The sequence below is a fragment of the Streptomyces pilosus genome, assembly GCF_014649835.1.
GTDB classification, from domain to species: domain Bacteria; phylum Actinomycetota; class Actinomycetes; order Streptomycetales; family Streptomycetaceae; genus Streptomyces; species Streptomyces pilosus.
In genome coordinates, this window is record NZ_BMTU01000007.1 from 244,470 (window position 1) to 264,004 (window position 19,535).

A 19,535-nucleotide genomic window follows, 5' to 3' on the forward strand; every position below is an offset into this window, starting at 1 on the left:
TCGGTCTATCACTACGGTTGTTCTCGGCTCAACACTGCCATGCGCTTTTTCATTCCGAGACACCCGTCCCGATGCGCGAGACGATGTCGTCCCAGTAACCGGGCATCGGTTCCCAGGGGTCGGTGTGCCGGCCGGGAGCGTGGTCGGTGAACCAGATCGTCGCCGCGCCCTGCCAGCGGGCGATGCGCAGCGCCTCGTCCAGGTGCGGCCGCGGCACTCCGTGCACGAAGTGGCAGAAGCGTTCGGGCGGGTGGTCGGCGGTCCACTCGGCCACCTGCGACCAGCGGTAGTCGCTCCACGCTCCGGAGAAGGTGACCAGCTGGTCGGCGTACTCGGCGTAGCCGGGACAGGGGTGGGTGCCGTGGCCGAGGACGACGTGGGCGTCCTCGTGGATCATCCGCAGCGTGCCGACGGTGCGCCGGACCTCGGGGAGCGAGGCGCGGTCGGCGGGGCAGCGGTGCAGGAGGAAGCCGTCGACCTGGTACCAGTCGAGGAAGCGGTGGGCGTCGGAGATCACCTCCCCGAAGGAGCGCAGGCCGTAGGCGGTGTCGAGGTGGCCGAGGACACGGACACCGGCGTTCCGCAGCCGCCCGGCCGCCTCCAGGCAGTGCGGGTCGGGCTGGACGCCGGGGCCGTCGGCCACGTTGAGCACCACCCAGTGCAGGGGCGTGCCGGGGTGGGTGAGCCTGTGCCACTCGGTGGGGGCGAGGAGGGGGTGGGCGAGGCCGGGGATGCCGAAGCCGGTGCGGACGTCCGTGCCCGCGGTGCCCGGTCTGGTGCTGGTCAGATACGGCATGCCGCCTCCATCCAGATGTCGGCCAGGGACTCCTCGAGGTTGATGCGGGGGCGCCAGCCGAGGCGGTCGCGGGCGGTGCGGACGTCCGCCTGCTGCCAGGTGCCGCAGCCGTCGGGGTACGGGAAGGCGGCGGGCGAGCCGACGGCGTGCGGGTGGTCGGGATCGGGGCGGGGGTGGCCGATGGCGGGCCTGAGGTGGGGGGCGCCGGTCGCGTGGCTCATGTGGGGGGCGGCGGCGTGGTGCGCGCCGGGTACGGTGTCGAGTTCGTTGAGGGCTCCGCCGTAGCCGGCCACGCGGGCGAGGATTCCGGCGGCGTCACGGAGGCGGACGGCGCGGCCGGAGCCGATGTTGATGACGCCCTGGGCGGCGGAGAGGGAGGCGGCGTGGACGGCGCGGGCCACGTCGCGGACGTCGACGAAGTCCCGTTGTGCGCCCAGGCCGCCGAGCTTCAGTTCGGCGTCACCGGACTGCATGGCCCGGCGCATGGCCTCGGCGAGGCGGCCGAGGGGGGACCCGGCGGGGGTGCCGGGGCCCACGGGTGAGAAGACCCGCAGGACCACGGCGTCCAGGCCGGAGCCGAGGACCAGTTCGGTGGCGGCGAGCTTGCTGACGCCGTAGGGGCCGCCGGGGCGGGGGACGGCGTCCTCCGCGGTGGAGGAGCCGGGCTGGCTGGGGCCGTACTCGGAGCCGCAGCCGATCTGCACGAGCCGCGCGCCGCAGCCGCTGCGCCGGAGGGCCTCGCAGACGGTGGCGACGGCGACGGTGTTGTGGCGGGTGAGTTCGCGGGCGCCGCCCCGGGTGGCACCGGCGCAGTTGACGACGACGCCGGGGTGGACGGCGTCGAGGAAGCGGGTGAGGGCGCCGGGGCTGCCGGTGGCCAGGTCGAAGCGCACGTCGGCGTCGTCGCCCCGGCCGAGGGCGGTCAGCTGGACGGCGGGATCGGCGAGGAGGCGGTCGGCGACGAAGCGGCCGATGTAGCCGTTGGCTCCGATCAGCAGGACTCTCATCGGGGGGCTCCTTCGGGGTGGTGCGGAGCTGCGGGGCGGGGGGTCATGCGGGTTCTCCTTCGGGTGGGGTCGTCACGTGCGCCGCGCGGCGTCCCGGTGCCGCTGTTCCCGGGGTGCGGCCGGAGTGCCGGCCGGTCACCGGGCCCGGCCCGGCGGGAGGTGGGCCGAGGCTCGGGGCAGCCTGCGGGAGGCGTGGACGAGGAGGGTCAGGGCGGCTGCGCCGCAGGTGAGGGCGGGGACGGCCGCCGGGTGCCAGGCGGTCAGGGTCTCCACCGGTGCGGACAGGTCGGCGCAGCCGGGGAGGCGGGCGGCGAAGACCGTCGCGAGGGCCGTCGCCTGGGCACCGGCCGTGATCATGAGGATGACCTTCGGGGCGTGGGTGAAGCCGTGGACCGTGAGGAGGCGGGCGAGGAAGAGCAGCGCGCCGAGGGCGAGCGTCCCGGGGAGCGCGAAGGGCTCGTCGAGGAGAGCGGACGCCGTGGCGAGCAGGGCGGTCAGCGCGAGCAGGAACAGGGCGACGGTGCCCAGCAGCACGGGGCGCACCGAGGCGGTGAAGTCCTCAAGACCACGGCTGGATCCCAGCCTGCGGCGGGCGCGGCCGGTGAAGAGCTGGGTGGTCCAGGCGGCGGGCGCGCAGGCGAGGGCGAGTGCCAGGGCCGGCGCGGTGGCGAGCGGCCAGTGACCGCCGCCGGTGCCGTCGGGTGGGCCGTCGGGGCCGCCGGTGATCGCCAGGTGCAGCAGTCCGTCACCGAGGAGGGCGTAGCCGATGAGCCAGCAGGTCCAGGAGGCGGTGGCGGCCGGGCGTGGCGCGTGGGCGGGGGTGCTCAGCGGGCCCCGGCGCAGTACCGCGCGGAGGGCGAGGGTGAGGGCGAGGATGCCGCCCGCCGCGGCGTACAGGCGGGTCTCGCCGTCGGTGTGCCGCAGGGCGGCCACGGATGCCGCGCACACGGCGCCGGGCAGGAGGGGGAGGAGGAGGGCCGCGCGGTCCCGGGGGGCGGCGCCGGGGGGGACGGGGTGCGGGGGGTCGTCGTCGCGGGGGACCCGGGCGTAGAGCTCCTCCGCGAGGGAGAAGACGTCGCGGTGGCGGAAGCGGGCGGCGGTGCGGTCGGTGATGCCGTGGGCCTCCAGGCCGGCCGCGATCTCCAGGGGGTCCACGGCCCGCCGGCACAGGTCGTGGTGGCGGTGCAGGAGTGCCCTGACCGGGTCGGCCGCGCCCGGGACGGTGCCGCGGTTCAGTTCGCCGAGGTCGCTCATCGTGCTGTCTCCGTCGCGGGTACGGGCGTGTCCATGGCCCATCGGGGGACGGCGCGGGGGCCGGGGTCGGTCGTCCAGTGGCCGGGGACGTGGGCCTCGGCGGGTGCCGCGAAGGGGAGGGGGTCGCCGGTGTGGTCGAGGACGAGGTGGCGGACCGGGGTGCGGGCGACGGTCTCCAGGTAGAGGCCGTCGAAGGCCGCGACGTTCTGGTCGACGGTGAAGAGTTCGAGTGCGCGGGCGCGGGCCGCGGCGCCGAGGCGTGAGCGGCGTTCGGGGTCGCGCAGCAGGGAGACGCAGGCACCCGCGAGCGCCCGCGGATTGCGCGGGGGTACGACGAGCCCGGTGCCGCCGATGGCCTCCACGACGGCGCCGACGTCCGTGGAGACCGTGGCGCGCCCGCAGAGCATCGCCTCGACCAGGCCCACGGGAAAGCCCTCGACGACGCTCGACAGGACCGTCACCGCCCCGGCGGCGTGGGCGTCGGCGGAGGTGGCCGGACCGGGGCCGCCGAGCTCCTCGAAGGACACCGGGTTGTCGCCGACCGCGTGCGGTCCGTCGGCCTCGTCGGGGAAGAGCTGTGCGGCCAGCGCCCTGCAGTGGCCGAGGTAGGCGGCGCCCTCGGGGCCGGACGGACCGCCGATGATCCGCAGGCGGGACTTCGGCTCCGCCGCGCGGATCTCCGCGAAGGCGTGCAGCAGGGAGACCAGGTCCTTGGCGGGCTCCACCCGGCCGACCCACACCAGGGTGTGCGGGTCCGCCTCCCGCGGGGACTCTCCGACGTCGGCGAAGGGGGCGGGGTCCATGCCCGGGTACACCGTGCGCAGCTTGGCCCGGTCGGCACCGCAGCGCTCCTGCCAGCGGCGGGCGTGGGTGTTGCCCGGTGTGATGAACGCGGCCCGGCGGTAGGTCTCGGCGGCGAGCCCGCCGTGGAAGGCGGCGAGCAGGGAGCGGACCGCGGGTGGGGAGTCGGGGCGGGTGAGGTAGTGCGTGCGCAGGCGTACGCCGTACTCGGTGACCAGGAAGGGGATGCCGAAGAAGTGGTGTGCGAGCAGGGCCGGGAGGGCCGCCGCTCCCCCGGCGGTGGCATGGCACAGGTCCACCGCGCCGAGCCCGTCCTCCTCGTACCAGTCGAGCGAGAGGGGGCGCAGGGCGCACTCCAGGTGTGCGGCGACGGTCAGCAGATCGGGGACGCGGGCCTCCCGTGCGGCGCGTCGGGCGCCGGGCGCGCGACAGGCGCGCTCCAGGGCGCGTACGGCCGTCTCGGAGCGGAGTGCGGACACCAGGCCGCCTTCGTAGCGGGCGAGTGCGGCGAGGCCGTGGACCGCGGTGGCGAAACGGTCCGCCTCCGGTGTGGCCGGGTCGTCGGCGGCGCAGAGGGCGGCGGTCAGGTCGCCGTAGTGCTCCCGGAAGCGCCGGCGCGCGCGGCGGCCGAACACCACCCCGTCGTCCTCCACCGCCCACAGGGGCGCGGTGCGCACCCTGCGGACCTGGGGCGGCAGCGGCACCCAGCCGGCGTCCTCCTGGGCCTCGCCGCTGCTGAACGCGTAGACGTCGAACTCGTGGCGGTCGAGTCCGTGCACCAGACGGTCGCACCAGAGCCCTCCCTCACCGCCCACATACGGGTAGCCACTCTCCGTAAGCAGTCCGATGCGCACGTGTGCACCCCCGATCTCCCGTGTGGGGAGCCGCCGTTGGTCCGGCGGCTCACAGCGGGACGAACGTAAGCGGAAGAGGTGGTGGCGCGACGGACGGTTGTCCATCACGCCACCAAAAGGGGTGAACGGGCGTAACTTTCCCGTGCGAGACGCGTTCGAGACGCTGGGGGTCAGCGTGCGATCAGCTGATGATCAGGCGTTCGGGTAGGCCCAGGGGTTGGGGCGGCAGCTGATCCCGTCGTGTTCGAGGAACTTGGTCTGCTGCTGCATCACCGGGGCGAGGTCGCCGTTTTTGTCGCACGTGACGTGGTTGTAGCCGAGGCGGTGGCCGATCTCGTGGTTGATCAGCATCTGCCGGTAGGCGTGGATCTCGTCGCCGTAGGTCTCCGATCCCTGCGCCCACCGGTAGGCGTTGATCATCACGCGGTCGGTGGCGGCGGAGTCGCAGGACACGTTGTCCTCGGTCGTGTCCAGGCCCGACCTGGCACACCACTCGGCGGTCGTGCGGGGACTGGCGAGGGTGATCACCCAGTCGACGCGGCCGGAGTGGACACGCTCGAAGGTGCGGGCGCCGTTGTGCGCCCAACTGCGGTCGTCGTTGAGCGTCTTGTGCACGGCGTCGGCGAAGAGCTCGCCGTCGAGGCCGAGCCCCTGCTCCACGTCCACCCGGTAGGTGATCTTCTCTCCCTTGCCGGGCGCCTTGACGATGCCGGGGACGGCGTCGAACTTCCCGGTGCCCGCCCGCGTCGCGGCGAACGGGTACGTCCTGTCCATCTTCTGCTCGTACGTCAGCGGCTCGGCGGAGGGTACGACGGGTGTCTCCCGCTCGTCCCCGCGCGAGGCGGAACCCTGCACGTCGCGGGCCTGTTCGCCGGTGGACCGGGCCTGGGCGCCGGGGGCCTCCCGTTCCTCGGTGACCTGGCCGGCCACGACGACCGCCAGCACCGTGGTGACGGCGGCGGCCGCGATGCCGGTGAACGCGCGCCCCTTGCCGCCCCTGGGCTGCGCGGGCACACCGGCCGGCGACTGGTGACCGTCGTCCGCGCCGGCGGCCGGGACGTCGTCCCGGCCGGTGACGGTGGCGCGGAGGCCGGCCGGGTGCGCGGAGTCCGGCGGGCGGGGGGCGGGGACGGGCGTGCGCGGGGTGAAGAGGTCGACGTCCTCACCGAAGGCGTCCAGGTAGTCCTGGCGCGGGCCGTGCGGGCCGTGCGGGCCCCTGGGGTCCGCCAGGGGCGCCTGCCGCTGTCTGGGGAGGGGCGCGTTCGGCCCGGCGGCCGGTCTGCCGTGTCCCGGCCCGCCCGCCGTCCGGCCGCGCACCGCGCCCCAGCCGCCCCCGGCCTCCCGCTGCTCGGGGTGCCCGCCACGGGCCTGGGCCCGGGGAACACCCTCGGCGGGGGTGCCGTCGGGCAGCCTCGGAACACCCCCCGACGGAGTCCCGTCGGTGAACCGCGGCACACCGTGTGCCGGAGTCCCGTCGGGCAGACGGGGGTAACCGTGCGCCGGGGTTCCCTGCGGGGCCCATCCGTCCGGCAGGCGCGGCACACCGTGCGCGGGCGTCCCGTCCGGGAAGCGCGGCGCTCCCCCGGCCGGGTCCCCGTACGGAGTCCCGTAGCCCTGGGGCCCGCCCGCGGCCGGCCGCCCGGCCTGAAGCGGTCCCTGGGCCGGCGGAGCCTGGGGCGCCCGGCCCCGGCGTGCTGCGGTGGTGTCCGCGGTGTCGCCCTTGGGGGCGGGTCCCCGACGGCTGTGGCGTCCCACGTCGCGCCTCAGCCCCTCTTGTCGTCTGCGGTGGCTCCGCCACCGGTGTCGGCGGGCGGACCCGGAGCGCCCTGCGCTCCCGGCTGCCCAGTATCCCCCTCATCGGCGGGATCCGTTGCCCGCGTGAGGAGTTCGCGGAAAGCGAGCGCCACGGTCTCGGGGTATTCCATCATCGCCACGTGGCCCGCGTCCGGGAGGGTCACCAGCCGGGAGTCGCGGAAGGCGCGTGCCGACCGCTGCGCCATCCGGAACCCGACGAGCTGGTCCCGGCCGCCGTAGACGAGCAGCGTCGGCGCGAGCACCCGCTCCGCCTGGCGCCACAGTCCCTGCTGGCCACCCAGCGTGTACGCGCTGACGAGGCCGCGCGCGGAGCGCGCCATGGCGTCCCAGAAGTACGGCAGCCGCAGCCGCCGCTCCATCTCCTGCACGGCGTTGCGGAATCCTTCCGGCGACACCCGCGCGGGGTCTCCGTAGCAGAGCTTCAGCACCCCGCGGACCCGCTGTTCCGCCGTCCACTCCCGGGTGATGCGGGTGAACAGCAGGGCGATTCCGGGGAGCGCCAGCAGTCCCGTGGGGACGGCGGTGCGCTGCACCCGCAGTTCCGGCAGGGCCGGCGAGACGAGGGTGAGGGTGCGCACCAGGTCGGGGCGCGCGGCGGCGACACGGGTCGCGACCGCGCCGCCCAGCGAGTTGCCGAAGAGGTGCACCGGGCCCCGGCCGGAGGACTCGAGGTAGCGGATCACCGCGCGGGCGTGCGCGGTGACGGAGTAGTCGCCGTCGTCCGGCGGCGGGGAGTTGCCGAAGCCGGGCAGGTCCACGGCCTCGCTGTCGACGACGTCGTGCAGCAGCGGCATGAGGGCCGACCAGTTCAGCGAGGAGCCGCCGAGTCCGTGGACGTAGAGCGCGGGGGGCAGGCCCTCGCGCGCGGGCTGCCTGGACCGCACCGAGAGCGTGACGCCGGGCAGTTCCACCGACCGGAGCCGCTCGCCCTCGGCGACCCTGACGTCCGCGCCCTCGGGCGGCACGTTGGCGGGCGGCACGGACGGCAGCTCGGGCGAAGACATGCGGCAATGTTACGAGACGATCACGTACTGGTTCACGTGTTCGGCGTCACAGGGAGCCCCAGACCGGCGCGCGTCCGGGCGCGCGCCCCTGTGCACCGGCGTGCGCGCCCTGTCACGTTCCGGTCGCGGATCGCATGGCATCCGGATCGGGTGTCTCCTAGGCTCGTGGAGAGGGCACCCGTATGTGGCCCCTGCATCCCCAGGGACATCCGTAGGAAGGGAGCCCAGCATGGCCGTAGACCCGACCGACCCCGAGACGTTCGCGCAGGACGAGGACGTGTCCGAGGGCCAGGAGTACGACGTCGAGGCGCCCGAGGTGGACGCGGCGGAGCAGCAGGCCGAGGTCGCGCCGGACCGCGACGACCCGCTGACCGGCGTCGACCCGGCGCATGGCAACGAGGCCGACCTGGTGGAACAGGCCCGGGTCGTCTCCCTCGACGAGGACGACTACCGGTGAGGAGGACGTCTGCCGGAATACCGCCGGGCGAGAAGAGGACCATCCCTGCCCGCTCTGACAGCTTTTGAAACCGTCGGTACGGCTTTCGCCTCCGTCCGGTCCGTGAAATTCTGCCCTCTCACCGCGCACACCACGGTTACCGAAAAGTACGATGGCGGCGCGGCTCACTCCGCACAGGGACGACATTGGGAGGCGGCGTGACAGCCATCGAGCAGACGGACGCGGTACGCCCGAGGGGTACACGCCTGCCGCGCCGGGCCCGGCGGAACCAGTTGCTGGGCGCCGCCCAGGAGGTTTTCGTCGCGCAGGGCTACCACGCGGCGGCGATGGACGACATCGCCGAGCGCGCCGGTGTCAGCAAGCCGGTGCTGTACCAGCACTTCCCCGGCAAGCTCGACCTCTACCTGGCGCTGCTGGACCAGCACTGCGAGGCGCTGATCCAGTCGGTGCGCCACGCGCTGGCGTCGACGACGGACAACAAGCAGCGCGTCCGGGCGACCATGGACGCCTACTTCGCGTACGTGGAGGACGACGGCGGCGCGTTCCGCCTGGTCTTCGAGTCGGACCTGACGAACGAGCCCGCCGTGCGCGAGCGTGTCGACAAGGTGACCAACGAGTGCGCGGAGGCGATCTGCGACGTCATCGCCGAGGACACCGGGCTGTCGCGGGCGGAGTCGATGCTGCTGGCGTCGGGCCTCGGCGGTCTCGCCCAGGTGGTGGCGCGGTCGTGGCTGCACAGCGACCGCAGTGTGCCGCGCGACCAGGCGGTGCAGCTGCTGACCTCGCTCGCCTGGCGGGGCATCGCCGGTTTCCCGCTGCACGGGACCGACCAGCAGCACTGAGGGACGGCGGCGGGCGTGTGTTCCCGTCGGCTGTTCGCTCCTGGCGTGGCCGGGCGCGGCATGTACGTCCCCTCACCGGGCTAATGTGTGCTGGTACGGCGCGGAAGGTCGCGCACTTCACTGACCGTCGGAGGGACATAGCCGTGGAGGTCAAGATCGGCGTGCAGCACGCGCCCCGCGAGATCGTTCTGGAGAGCGGTCAGAGCGCCGAGGAGGTCGAGCGTGTGGTGGCCGAGGCGCTGGCCGGCAAGTCGCAGCTGCTGAGCCTCGTGGACGAGCACGGCCGCAAGATCCTGGTCCCGGCCGACCGCCTCGCCTACGTCGAGATCGGCGAGCCGGCCCCGCGCAAGGTGGGCTTCGGCGCGCTCTAGGCGACGACCGGACAGCACGAGAAGGGCCCGGCGGTTCCGTACCGCCGGGCCCTTCCGCGTTCCCGCACGAGGGAACACGGGTCCCCCGCGGGGGTGGATTGGATTTCGCAGGTCAGGGGTAGTACGGGCTAGGACCGATGTGAGCAGGCCGGCCATGTGGGAGGGACCCCAGCATGCTCTTGGAAGCGTTCAGCTCCGCGATCCTCGGCCTGACCCTGGCGTGGGCGGCGTACCACCGCCTGCCGCACCGTCTCCCCGCCCGCGCCCTGGTCCTGCCGACCGGTGTGGCCGGAGCGCTGTCCGGCGCCTTCGTCATGAACACCGCGCTGGACGCCGGGAACTTCCTGACGATACTGCTCGGTGCGGTGATCGTGTCCGTGGCGTCGCTGTCGCTGCTGCTCCGCCCCGCGGGAAGACTGCGCCGCCGATCGGCGACCGCCTGACCGGTCGCCGTCGGTGGCGCCGGGGGTGATCCGGACACCGACGGGGTCCGGGACCCCTCAGGCGGCCAGTCCGAGCGCCGCCATCCGCTTGGTGTGCGCCTCGGTGATCCGGGAGAACATCCTGCCGACCTCGGCGAGGTCGAAGCCGTCGGCCACGCCGCCCACCAGCATCGTCGACAGCGCGTCCCGGTCCGCGACCACCCGCTGGGACTGCGAGAGCGCCTCACCCATGAGCCGCCGCGCCCACAGGGCGAGCCGCCCGCCGACGCGGGGGTCCGCGTCGATCGCCGCGCGCACCTTCTCCACGGCGAAGCCGCCGTGCCCCGTGTCGTCGAGCACGGCCAGCACCAGGGCGCGGGTGTCGGAGTCCAGCCGGGCCGCGACCTCCCGGTAGAAGTCGCTGGCGATGGAGTCGCCGACGTAGGCCTTGACCAGGCCCTCCAGCCAGTCGGAGGGGGCCGTCTGCTTGTGGAAACCGTCGTAGGCGGCGACGAAGGGCTCCATGGCGAGCGTCGGCTCCTCACCGATCCCGGCGAGCCGGTCGCGCAACCGCTCGAAGTGGTGGAACTCGGCCGAGGCCATCTTCGCCAGCTCCGCCTTGTCCGCCAGCGTGGGCGCCAGCTTGGCGTCCTCCGCGAGCCGCTCGAACGCCGCCAGTTCGCCGTACGCGAGCGCGCCGAGCAGGTCCACGACGGCGGCACGGTACTGGGGGTCGGCGGAGGCGGCCGCCCAGTCCATGGCGGCGACGCCGGTGTGTCCGGCGGTGGTGTCGGAGGTGTCCGCGGCGTTGTCAGGCTTGTCAGAGCTCGTCATGAAGCGCACAATAGCCCGCTTGTCCCACACCGGAAGGTCCCGGCCGATCAGTGTGACGACGACTACGTGACGAGATCGGCCATGGCGTGTGCGCGAATCCGGGGTATGGTGGTAAGGCGCCTGCTGAGCACTCTGACGTACTCGACGGGCCGCAAGTATGAGGATGCCCGGTCGGAGGCCCGATCGGCTCCGACCCGACAGCCTTCTCGGTCGTACGGCACAGTGCGTACGGAATCCGGAGGGACACCTCAGCGGTACGAACGCTCGAGCGTCGGCAGTGGTCCCGTGTCCTTCGGCCCCGCCCGTAAGGCAGCCGACGTCCCCGGCACGGTCCCTACACGACCCCCGCGCTCGCCTCGCACCGCGCACACAGAAGAGGCAGCATCCTGACTACGACGTTCCGAGAGCTCGGAATCCTTCCCGAGACCGCCGAGGCCCTGGAGGCCGTCGGCATCATCACTCCGTTCCCCATCCAGGAGATGACGCTCCCCGTGGCCCTGACGGGCACGGACGTCATCGGCCAGGCCAAGACCGGCACCGGCAAGACGCTGGGCTTCGGCCTCCCGCTCCTGGAGCGCGTCACCGTCCCCGCGGACGTGGAGGCCGGCCGCGCGCGGCCCGAGGACCTCACCGACACGCCGCAGGCGCTGGTCGTCGTCCCCACCCGTGAGCTGTGCACGCAGGTCACGAACGACCTGCTGACCGCCGGCAAGGTGCGCAACGTGCGCGTCACGGCGATCTACGGCGGCCGGGCCTACGAGCCGCAGGTCGAGGCCCTGAAGAAGGGTGTCGACGTGGTCGTCGGCACCCCGGGCCGGCTGCTCGACCTCGCCGGGCAGAAGAAGCTGAACCTGAAGGACGTGCGGGCGCTCGTCCTCGACGAGGCCGACGAGATGCTCGACCTGGGCTTCCTGCCCGACGTCGAGAAGATCATCAACATGCTTCCGGCGAAGCGCCAGACGATGCTGTTCTCGGCCACCATGCCGGGCGCGGTGATCGGCCTGGCCCGGCGCTACATGTCGCAGCCGACGCACATCCGCGCCACGACGCCGGACGACGAGGGCGCGACGGTCGCGAACACGACGCAGTTCGTCTACCGCGCCCACAACATGGACAAGCCCGAGATGGTCGCGCGGATACTGCAGGCCGAGGGCCGGGGCCTGGTCATGGTCTTCTGCCGCACCAAGCGCACCGCCGCCGACCTCGCCGACCAGCTCAAGCAGCGCGGCTTCGCCTCCGGCGCGGTCCACGGCGACCTCGGCCAGGGTGCCCGTGAGCAGGCGCTGCGCGCGTTCCGCAACGGCAAGGTGGACGTGCTCGTCTGCACCGACGTCGCCGCCCGCGGCATCGACGTCGAGGGCGTCACGCACGTCATCAACTACCAGTCCCCCGAGGAAGAGAAGACGTACCTGCACCGCATCGGCCGCACCGGCCGCGCGGGGGCGAAGGGTACGGCGATCACGCTGGTCGACTGGGACGACATCCCGCGCTGGCAGCTGATCAACAAGGCGCTGGACCTGGGCTTCAGCGACCCGCCGGAGACCTACTCCACCTCGCCGCACCTGTTCACCGACCTGGGTATCGCCGAGGGCACCAAGGGCATCCTGCCGCGCTCGGAGCGGACCCGCGCCGGGCTGGACGCGGAGGAACTGGAGGACCTGGGCGAGCCGGGCGGCCGCGCTCCGCGCGGGCGCGGTGGCCGGGACGGACGAGGTGGCCGCGACGGCCGCGGTGGCTCGCGTCCCGAGGAGCGGGAGAGCTCCGCGCGGACGCCGCGGCGCCGCCGCCGCACGCGTGGCGGTACGCCGCTGGACGAGGCGGCGCAGCAGCCCGCGAACCCGGTCGCCGAAGGCGCCGGTGAGGGCACCGGAGAGGCGGAGGCCGGTACGGCCCCGCGCATCCCGCGCCGTCGCCGCCGTACGCGCGGCGGTGCCGCGTCGGGCGCCCCGTCGGCGGTCACGGCGGATTCGGTGGAGATCACGGAGCCCGTGGAGGCGGCGGAGTCCGCCGTCGACACGGCCGAGGGCACGGTGGACACCGCCGAGGCCGCCGCGAAGCCGCGCCGCCGCCGGACCCGCAGGTCCGCGGAGACGGCGGCGGTGGACACGGTGACCTCCGTCGCCCCGTCCCCGGCCGAGGAGCCCGCGGTGGCCGTCGCGACCCCGGTCGCCCCGGAGCCCGAGGCGCCGGCCGCGGAGGCGAAGCCGTGCCGCACCCGCAAGACCGCCGCCGCGAAGGCCGAGGAGGCCGTCGACACCGCCGAGGCGAACGCGGAGGGGCCGGCGGAGGCCGTCGCGACCAAGCCGCGCCGCACCCGCAAGACCGCCGCCGCGAAGGCCGAGGAGGCCGTCGACACCGCCGGGGCGAACACCGCGCCGGCCGAGGCCGCCGAGGCCAAGCCCCGCCGCACCCGCAAGACGGCGGCGAAGGCCGAGGCCGCGGTCGACACCGCCGAGGCGGTCGAGGCGACGGAGAGCAAGCCCCGGCGGGCGCGCAAGACCGCCGCCCAGGCCGAGACGGTCGTCGAGGAAGCGGAGGCCAAGCCGCGCCGCACGCGCAAGACCGCCGCCGCGAAGGCCGAGGAGGCCGTCGACACCGCCGAGGCCAAGCCCCGGCGCACGCGGAAGACGGCAGCCGCCACCGCGGCCGGCGACACGGTCGACGCCGCCGAGGCCGCGCCGCGCCGCCGTATCCGCAAGACGGCGGAGTCCGCGGAGCCGGCCCCCGCCGTCGAGATCCCGGCACAGACGGCGCCGGAGGGCGGGGAGGCGGAGGCCAAGCCGCGCCGCACGCGCAAGACCGCCGCCAAGAAGGCGGAGGCCGCCGTGGACACCGCCGAGGCCAAGCCCCGGCGCACGCGGAAGACGGCAGCGGCCGCCACGGCCGGTGACCCGGTCGAGGCCGCCGAGGCCAAGCCGCGCCGTACGCGCAAGGCCGCCGCCGACATTCCCGCGCAGTCCGCGCCGGAGACGGAGGCAGCCGGGGAGGCGAAGCCCAGGGCCCGCCGTACCCGGAAGGCCACGGCCGCCGCGGAACCCGCGGAGAGCTGACGCACCACCCACGCCGACGGCCCGGTCCCCCACGCGGGACCGGGCCGTCGGCATGTCCGCCCGTCCACAGCGGACGCCCCGCCCCGCGCCGGCCGTCGGTGTGGGCGTACCCGCTACCCTCGGCCTCGTGACCAGCCACTCCGCTTCCGCCCCGTCCTCCGGCGCACGCCGGCTGCGTACCGCCCGCGGTGAGTTCGCCGTCGTGGACGTGCCGCCCGCCTCCGGGGTCACGGCCCGCGGGACCGTGCTGCTGCTGCCCGGGTACACCGGCAGCAAGGAGGACTTCACGCTGGTGCACGAGCCGCTCGCCGCGCGCGGCTACCGCACCGTCGCCGTGGACGGACGGGGGCAGTACCAGTCCGAGGGGCCAGCCGACGACGAAACCGCCTACGCCCAGGAGGAGTTGGCGCGGGACGTGCTTGCCCAGGCGGCGGCGCTCGACGCGCCCGTGCACCTCGTCGGGCACTCGCTCGGCGGCCAGATCGCCCGGGCCGCCGTCCTCCTCGATCCCTCCCTCTTCCGCACCCTCACCCTCGTCTCCTCGGGTCCCGCGCGGATCTCCGTCTCCCAGGAGCAGCGGGTGAAGCTGCTGCGGGACGCGCTCGCGGTGATGTCGATGGCGGAGTGCTGGGAGGCGATCCTCGCCATGGGCCCGCCGGAGGAGGTCGGCGGCCCGGCCCGCGGGATCGGCGGCCAGGAGTGGCTCAGGGAACGCTGGCTGGGCACCCAGCCCGCACAACTACTGACGACCGGGCGCCAGTTGTGCGTCGAGCCGGACCGCGTCGCCGAACTGGCCGCCGTGCCGCTGCCGTTCCACGTCCTGTCGGGTGAGCGCGACGACACCTGGCCGGTGCCGGACCTCGACCGGATGGCCCGGCGGCTGGGTGCGCACCGCACGGTCGTCGACGGGGCCGAGCACTCACCCGCCGTCGACCGGCCCGGGCCGACCGCCCGGGCCCTCGCCGACTTCTGGGACGCCTCCCGCTAGCACTGCGCCTGGAGATGGGCCCAGAAGCCGTCCCGCAGGGAGCGGCGCAGGTCCGCCTGGCCGCGCAGGGAGTACTGGAGCAGGCTCTCCGCCTCCACCAGCAGGTCCTGGTCGACGGACCCGGGCAGGTACGGATGGCCGGGGAGGAGTTCCGCCATGGTTTCCCGGCCACGGGCGACGAGCCACTTCGCGGCGATCTGCGCGCCGACGAACCGGACGTCCTCACGGGTGGGCCGGCCCGTGCCGGTTTCGTACGCCGGTGCCGTGCGCCGGGATACGTAGGGCTTGAAGAAGTCGAGGTCCAGGGTGCGCTGGCTGTCGACCTCCCAGAGCAGCGGCTCCGCCTGGTTGCGGCCCTCGGGCGCCTCGATGCCCCACAGGTGGACCCGGGCGCCGTACCCCTGCGCCGCCTCGACGGCCGAGACGAGGTCCTCGTCGCCGCCGAGCAGGGCCGCGTCGCTGATGGCGCGGTACCGGGCCAGCGACTCCAGGTCGGTGCGGATCAGGGAGTCGACGCCCTTCTGCTGGTTGTTGGCGTTGAGGTTGCCGAGGCGGACCTTGACGTCGGGCAGTTCGGCGATGGTCTGCTGCTCGGCGGTGTGGATGCGGCGCCTGGCCCCGTCGTACCAGTAGACGCGCAGCAGCCTGCTGTCGGCGAAGACGGTGCGGGCCCGGTCGATGAGCGCGTCGATGAGTCCCTCGGCGTCGAGGTCGAACGCCCGGCGGTCCTCCGTCCCGGCGACGAGCCGGCCCGCGGCGGCGTACAGGTACCCGGCGTCGACGAAGATCGCATGGGTCGAGGGTGTCTTCGCCACCTCGGCGAGCATGCGCTGAAGCAGTTCGTTGGTGCGGTCGATACGGGCGTGCAGGGCCGCGAGGTCGTCGTTCATCACTTCCATTGTCCCGGTGGTCACGCTGTGAACACAACCGGTCCCGGTCGGTCTCCTTCGAAACCCTTACTCGTCAGTATTTAGTCGATCGAACATTTTCTTTAGCGTAGGGAATGTTTGCACGGGGCATGTCGTTGAACGCTTCAGGGACACGGGCCCGGATGCCCGTGGGCCACCCACCGAGTAGTTCTCCTTCAGGAGGATGACCAGACGAAGGGAGAAGCCCTATGCGCTTCGAAATCATGCGACTCGACGACGTCGACGGCACGCCCGTGGACTCGACCGTCGTGGACGCCGCCTCCGTCAACAGCATCGTGCAGCAGGCCGCCGCCATCGGGCAGCGCCTGTGGATCCGCCCGGCCGACACACCGGCCTCGTAACGCGTAAGACTCCTCGCGCGCGGACACCGGCCACACGGGCCGGGGCCCGGTACGCATGCTTCGAGAGCCCCCGTACCGCCATCGGTACGGGGGCTCCGCGTATGTCCGGCGCCGGTACGGCGTTCAGCCGCCCTGGATCACCTGGGTGACGCCGTTGATGATCTGCTGCACCGCGATCGCGGACAGCATCATGCCCGCCAGGCGCGTCACCAGGACCACTCCCCCGTCCTTGATGACCCGGATGATCAGCAGCGAGTACCGCATCACCAGCCACAGCACGACGTGGATGGCGAGGATCGCCGACCACACCGAGACCTGCCCGGTGACGCCGTCGGCCTTCTGCACGGCCAGGATGACCGACACGATCGCCCCCGGGCCGGCGAGCAGCGGCATGCCCAGCGGGACGAGCGCGACGTTGACGTCCTTGGTCTGCTGGGGCTCGTCGGTCTTGCCCGTGAGCAGGTCGAGGGCGATCAGCAGGAGGAGCAGCCCGCCCGCGATCATCAGCGCGGGCACCGACACGTGCAGGTAGGCCAGGATCTGGTGGCCGAGCAGCCCGAACACGGTGATGACACCGCCGGCCACGCAGACGGCCTGGAAGGCCATCCGCTTCTGCACCTTGGCGGGCCGGCCGGCGGTCAGGGCGAGGAAGATCGGGGTGATCCCCGGGGGATCCATGATGACGAACAGGGTGAGGAAGAGAGAGCCGAAGACGGCGATGTCGAACATGACTGCCTTGCTGAAGAACCGGTGAGGGACGTACGGGGGCGCACGAGGGCGCGCGCGGCGGTACGCGCGCACGACCGGGAACGCCGCGGGCAAAGGGGTGGGTCGAGAGGGTGAGGAGCCGGACCCGGGCACATCGGCGCCGGACCCGGGGGGGGAGGCTCAGACTCCTCCGGCCCCCGGCACGGGGAACGCCCCGGTCGCGCGGCGCGTGATCTCGCCGTACACCTCGGGGTCGGTGGTGAACTCGCCGAGGACACAGGTCTTGCGGCTGCCGTGGTAGTCGCTGGACCCGGTGACCAGGAGACCCAGCTCCCCGGCCAGGCCGCGCAGCCGCGCCCGGGTGTCGGGGTCGTGGTCCATGTGGTCGACCTCGATGCCGTCGAGGCCGGCCTCGGCGAGCGCGGCGATCGCGGACTCCGGTACGGTCCGGCCGCGCTTGGTCGCGGCGGGGTGCGCGAAGACGGCGACCCCGCCCGCGTCCTTGACCAGCCGCAGGGCCTCGAAGGGGTCGGTCTCGTGCTTCTCCATGTACGCGCGGCCGCCGTCGGCCAGCCACTCCCGGGTGAAGGCGTCGTTCACGCTCGGCACGACCCCCAGCTCGACCAGCGCGGAGGCCACGTGCGGACGCCCCACCGAGCCGTCGCCGGCGATCCGGGCGACCTGGTCCCAGGTGACCGGGACACCCAGCGCGTTCAGCTTGGCGATCATGCCCTTCGCCCGGGGCACCCGGTCGTCCCGGACGAGCTCGCGCTCGGCGAGCAGGGCGGGCTCCTCGGGGTCGAAGAGGTAGGCCAGCATGTGCATGCTGATGCCGTCGAGCCGGCAGGAGAGCTCGGCCCCGGTGACCAGCGTGAGCCCCTCCGGCAGCACGGAGAGGGCCTCGGCGTGCCCGCGGGTGGTGTCGTGGTCGGTCAGCGCGACGACGTCCAGACCGGCGGCGGCAGCCTTGCGGACCAGGTCGGCGGGCGTGTCCGTACCGTCGGACGCGGTGGAGTGGGTGTGCAGGTCGATACGCACGACGCGTTACTCCAAGCGGTTCCGGACGGACGGGGACGCTTCAGGATAGCCGGACTCCGGACCTCCTTCGTCATACCCGAACCCGCTCTGCGCCCCCTACCGAGTGCCCCCTACCGATCCGCCGGCCTCCACCGCGCCGCCGAGCTCACCGATCCGCCGGCCTCCACGGACCCGCCGCACCCCCGACCCGCCCCACCGCCCGATCCGCCGTAGGCACCGACCACCGCACCCTGCCGACCCGCCACACTCCGCCGACCCGCCGCACCACGCGGGTCCGCCGCCGGCGACCACGCCGAGGAGGTGTCCTACACCTCCAGCAGTCGCGGGGACAGCGCCCCGCAGGGCACCAGTTCCACCTCGGCCCCCGCGTCCCGCAGGTCGGTCAGGACCAGCTCGTCGTACATCAGCAGGCCCGACTGCTCCGGCCACACCACCGCCCACAGCCACATGCCGAGCGCCTCGCCGGCGAACACGGCACGGTCGTCGGGTGTCTTCGAGACGTGCCAGAGCGGGGTCGGCCGGCCGGCGGCCAGCACCTTCGCCTGGGGCGGCTTCTCGACGTTCATGTACGGACCCGGGTCCGGGCCCTCCGTGCCCGCGTACCGGGCGCCGAGGCCGACGCCGAGCTCCTCGGCGACCAGGATCAGCTCACCCATGCCGCCGAGCGGTCCCGGACCGGTACAGGCGACGGCGGTCGCCCGGCCCCCGCTGCGGTCGTCACCCGCGCTGGCCACGCCCGTGAAGAGCCAGCCGACCGGGAGCGGCCACGGCATCCACACCGGCACTCTGGTGCGGTGCACGACGACCTCGAGGGCCTCGACGCTCGGCGGTATCACGGGCTGTACCGGGTGCACGGTGCCGTGTGCGTCGCACTGCCAGGCATCCGAGAAGAGGCCGGGAGCCCTGACCCGGCCACCGCACTTCGGGCAACTGGGTTCGCCCCTCATAGAGCCCCACGGTCCTAGCTCTGCCGCGCCACGTCAAGGACGATCACCCGTCCAGCGCAGTCATCTTGTGCCATGAGCACATGGATCACGGCGCTGTGCCGGCCGCCCGGCTCAGTCCAGCGAGGCGGACCTGCGGACCGGGTCACGCAGGTCCGTGCCCTGGGTCAGCCAGCGCTCCTGGAGGGCCTGGGCTCCGTGCACGCGCTTCCAGGCGGCCTCGTTCGGCGTCATCGGCAGCAGCGGCAGGAACCGGACGGGGTCCAGCGGCTCGTCGAGCTCGAGGTCCTCCACCAAGCCGCCCGGCTCGGCGACCAGCACCGAGGTGAAGGGGGCGCCGGGCCACAGCGGTCCGCCCACGTCGAGCGAGGCGCCGGGAGCCACGACCACGCCTTCGACCTGCGGGGACGCAGCCAGGACGGCGAGCGGGCGGAGCACCTTGTCGGTGTCCGCGACGCCGGCCCGCACCGAAAGCACCAGCTCGGCACGCGGCCCCCTGACCGGGTCCGCGACCACCGCCGTGGGGTCGGTCATGGGCTGCGCGGACATGCCGAGGGTGGCGTAGCGCGCGATGTCGCCCTCGTGGAAGCGCAGCACCTCGATGCGGTCCGTGCCCAGGAAGGTGACCGCCGCGCGGGCGTCCGGTTCGCCCAGCGCCGTGCGCAGCCGGGCCTCGACCAGAGGAAGAACATCAGCCATGCGGCGAGCATAGAACTCGTCGGTACGGGGCAAAGCGCGGCCTTGACACGGCAGTCGGCTGATACGCTTGCCCGGTGATTCGGACGGCACTCGGCGTCCGATCGTCCCGAACGCTGTACGACACTCCCCAGTCAAGGGGAAGTCCCCGCAGGGGATCGTGGATCGTCCCTCACGGGGGACCGGCCGGAGGAGGTGGGGCTCGCATGGACCGAAGTCGACCGTGCAGTAGCACCCGCTCTTCCGCGCACTGATGTAGTCGCCCCCCGTCCGGCTGCCGCCGCAGCCGTCTCACTCTCCGCGCGCGTCTCCATCGGAAGAGCACTCCGTTTCGTTCTGCCTGATCTGCCCCAGTAGCTGAATCAGCGACGAAGCTCGCCACCG

Annotated in this window: 19 protein-coding genes; 7 read left to right on the plus strand and 12 right to left on the minus strand. The window is 73.6% G+C overall.

The genetic code is table 11. From position 1 onward, the window contains the following. Window positions 1-49: 49 nt before the first annotated feature. From IE118_RS19960 to IE118_RS19985, 6 genes are all read right to left on the minus strand, one after another. A complete protein-coding gene (locus IE118_RS19960) occupies window positions 50-796 on the minus strand; it encodes a spherulation-specific family 4 protein (RefSeq protein ID WP_189559324.1) in 747 nt (248 codons plus the stop codon). After that, entirely contained in the window at window positions 784-1,803 is a 1,020-nt protein-coding gene (locus IE118_RS19965) for an NAD-dependent epimerase/dehydratase family protein (protein ID WP_189559325.1), read from the minus strand. The genes IE118_RS19960 and IE118_RS19965 overlap by 13 nt, the downstream gene beginning before the upstream one ends. A gap of 135 nt (window positions 1,804-1,938) precedes the next feature. Beyond that, window positions 1,939-3,057: a hypothetical protein gene (locus IE118_RS19970; RefSeq protein WP_189559326.1), complete on the minus strand. Its 1,119-nt coding sequence runs from the start codon at window positions 3,055-3,057 to the stop codon at window positions 1,939-1,941. Beyond that, entirely contained in the window at window positions 3,054-4,712 is a 1,659-nt protein-coding gene (locus IE118_RS19975; RefSeq protein WP_229846868.1) for a DUF3492 domain-containing protein, read from the minus strand. Before IE118_RS19975 ends, IE118_RS19970 begins: the two co-directional genes overlap by 4 nt. 192 nt (window positions 4,713-4,904) lie before the next feature. Continuing rightward, a complete protein-coding gene (locus IE118_RS19980) occupies window positions 4,905-6,467 on the minus strand; it encodes a DUF3152 domain-containing protein (protein WP_189559328.1) in 1,563 nt (520 codons plus the stop codon). Between the two features lie 8 nt (window positions 6,468-6,475). Next, the gene (locus tag IE118_RS19985; protein ID WP_189559329.1) at window positions 6,476-7,531 is read right to left on the minus strand and encodes an alpha/beta fold hydrolase; all 1,056 of its coding nucleotides are present in this window, start codon (window positions 7,529-7,531) and stop codon (window positions 6,476-6,478) included. 229 nt (window positions 7,532-7,760) lie between these two features. On the opposite strand from IE118_RS19985, the gene IE118_RS19990 reads away from it, so the two are divergent. The 4 genes from IE118_RS19990 (at window position 7,761) to IE118_RS20005 (ending at window position 9,644) form a co-directional block, all read left to right on the plus strand. Then, window positions 7,761-7,988 (plus strand): Rv3202a family protein, encoded by a 228-nt coding sequence (locus IE118_RS19990; protein ID WP_189559330.1) that lies wholly within the window; start codon window positions 7,761-7,763, stop codon window positions 7,986-7,988. Window positions 7,989-8,185: 197 nt separating this feature from the next. Continuing rightward, window positions 8,186-8,830 (plus strand): TetR/AcrR family transcriptional regulator, encoded by a 645-nt coding sequence (locus IE118_RS19995; RefSeq protein ID WP_189559331.1) that lies wholly within the window; start codon window positions 8,186-8,188, stop codon window positions 8,828-8,830. 143 nt (window positions 8,831-8,973) lie between these two features. After that, the gene (locus IE118_RS20000) at window positions 8,974-9,201 is read left to right on the plus strand and encodes a DUF3107 domain-containing protein (protein ID WP_019522837.1); all 228 of its coding nucleotides are present in this window, start codon (window positions 8,974-8,976) and stop codon (window positions 9,199-9,201) included. Window positions 9,202-9,374: 173 nt separating this feature from the next. After that, window positions 9,375-9,644, plus strand: a complete 270-nt coding sequence (locus IE118_RS20005; protein ID WP_189559332.1) for a hypothetical protein — start codon at window positions 9,375-9,377, stop codon at window positions 9,642-9,644. 57 nt (window positions 9,645-9,701) lie between these two features. Here IE118_RS20005 and IE118_RS20010 read toward each other — a convergent pair whose 3' ends face one another. Then, window positions 9,702-10,457, minus strand: coding sequence for a ferritin-like domain-containing protein (locus IE118_RS20010; RefSeq protein WP_189559333.1), 756 nt, complete (start codon window positions 10,455-10,457; stop codon window positions 9,702-9,704). A 479-nt stretch (window positions 10,458-10,936) separates the two neighbouring features. On the opposite strand from IE118_RS20010, the gene IE118_RS20015 reads away from it, so the two are divergent. Beyond that, entirely contained in the window at window positions 10,937-13,507 is a 2,571-nt protein-coding gene (locus tag IE118_RS20015) for a DEAD/DEAH box helicase (protein WP_189559334.1), read from the plus strand. 127 nt (window positions 13,508-13,634) lie between these two features. Next, on the plus strand, window positions 13,635-14,495 hold the full coding sequence (locus IE118_RS20020; protein WP_229846869.1) for an alpha/beta fold hydrolase: 861 nt from the start codon (window positions 13,635-13,637) through the stop codon (window positions 14,493-14,495). On the opposite strand, the gene IE118_RS20025 is transcribed toward IE118_RS20020, so the two are convergent. After that, a complete protein-coding gene (locus tag IE118_RS20025) occupies window positions 14,492-15,394 on the minus strand; it encodes an NYN domain-containing protein (protein WP_189559426.1) in 903 nt (300 codons plus the stop codon). The two genes, IE118_RS20020 and IE118_RS20025, sit on opposite strands and share 4 nt — an antisense overlap. A gap of 218 nt (window positions 15,395-15,612) precedes the next feature. On the opposite strand from IE118_RS20025, the gene IE118_RS20030 reads away from it, so the two are divergent. Further along, entirely contained in the window at window positions 15,613-15,765 is a 153-nt protein-coding gene (locus IE118_RS20030) for a DUF8834 family protein (protein ID WP_189559336.1), read from the plus strand. Between the two features lie 123 nt (window positions 15,766-15,888). Here the strand turns inward: IE118_RS20030 and IE118_RS20035 are convergent, their stop codons facing one another. The 4 genes from IE118_RS20035 to IE118_RS20050 all read right to left on the minus strand — a co-directional run bounded on the left by IE118_RS20035 (window position 15,889) and on the right by IE118_RS20050 (window position 19,154). Then, window positions 15,889-16,494: a MarC family protein gene (locus tag IE118_RS20035; protein WP_189559337.1), complete on the minus strand. Its 606-nt coding sequence runs from the start codon at window positions 16,492-16,494 to the stop codon at window positions 15,889-15,891. Between the two features lie 159 nt (window positions 16,495-16,653). Next, window positions 16,654-17,511 carry a PHP domain-containing protein gene (locus IE118_RS20040; RefSeq protein ID WP_189559338.1) on the minus strand — a complete coding sequence of 286 codons (858 nt, stop codon included), beginning with the start codon at window positions 17,509-17,511 and terminating at the stop codon, window positions 16,654-16,656. Window positions 17,512-17,816: 305 nt separating this feature from the next. Beyond that, window positions 17,817-18,458 carry a DUF6758 family protein gene (locus IE118_RS20045; RefSeq protein ID WP_189559339.1) on the minus strand — a complete coding sequence of 214 codons (642 nt, stop codon included), beginning with the start codon at window positions 18,456-18,458 and terminating at the stop codon, window positions 17,817-17,819. 111 nt (window positions 18,459-18,569) lie between these two features. Further along, complete coding sequence (locus tag IE118_RS20050; RefSeq protein WP_189559340.1) at window positions 18,570-19,154, minus strand: suppressor of fused domain protein; 585 nt, start codon at window positions 19,152-19,154, stop codon at window positions 18,570-18,572. Window positions 19,155-19,535 lie beyond the last annotated feature (381 nt).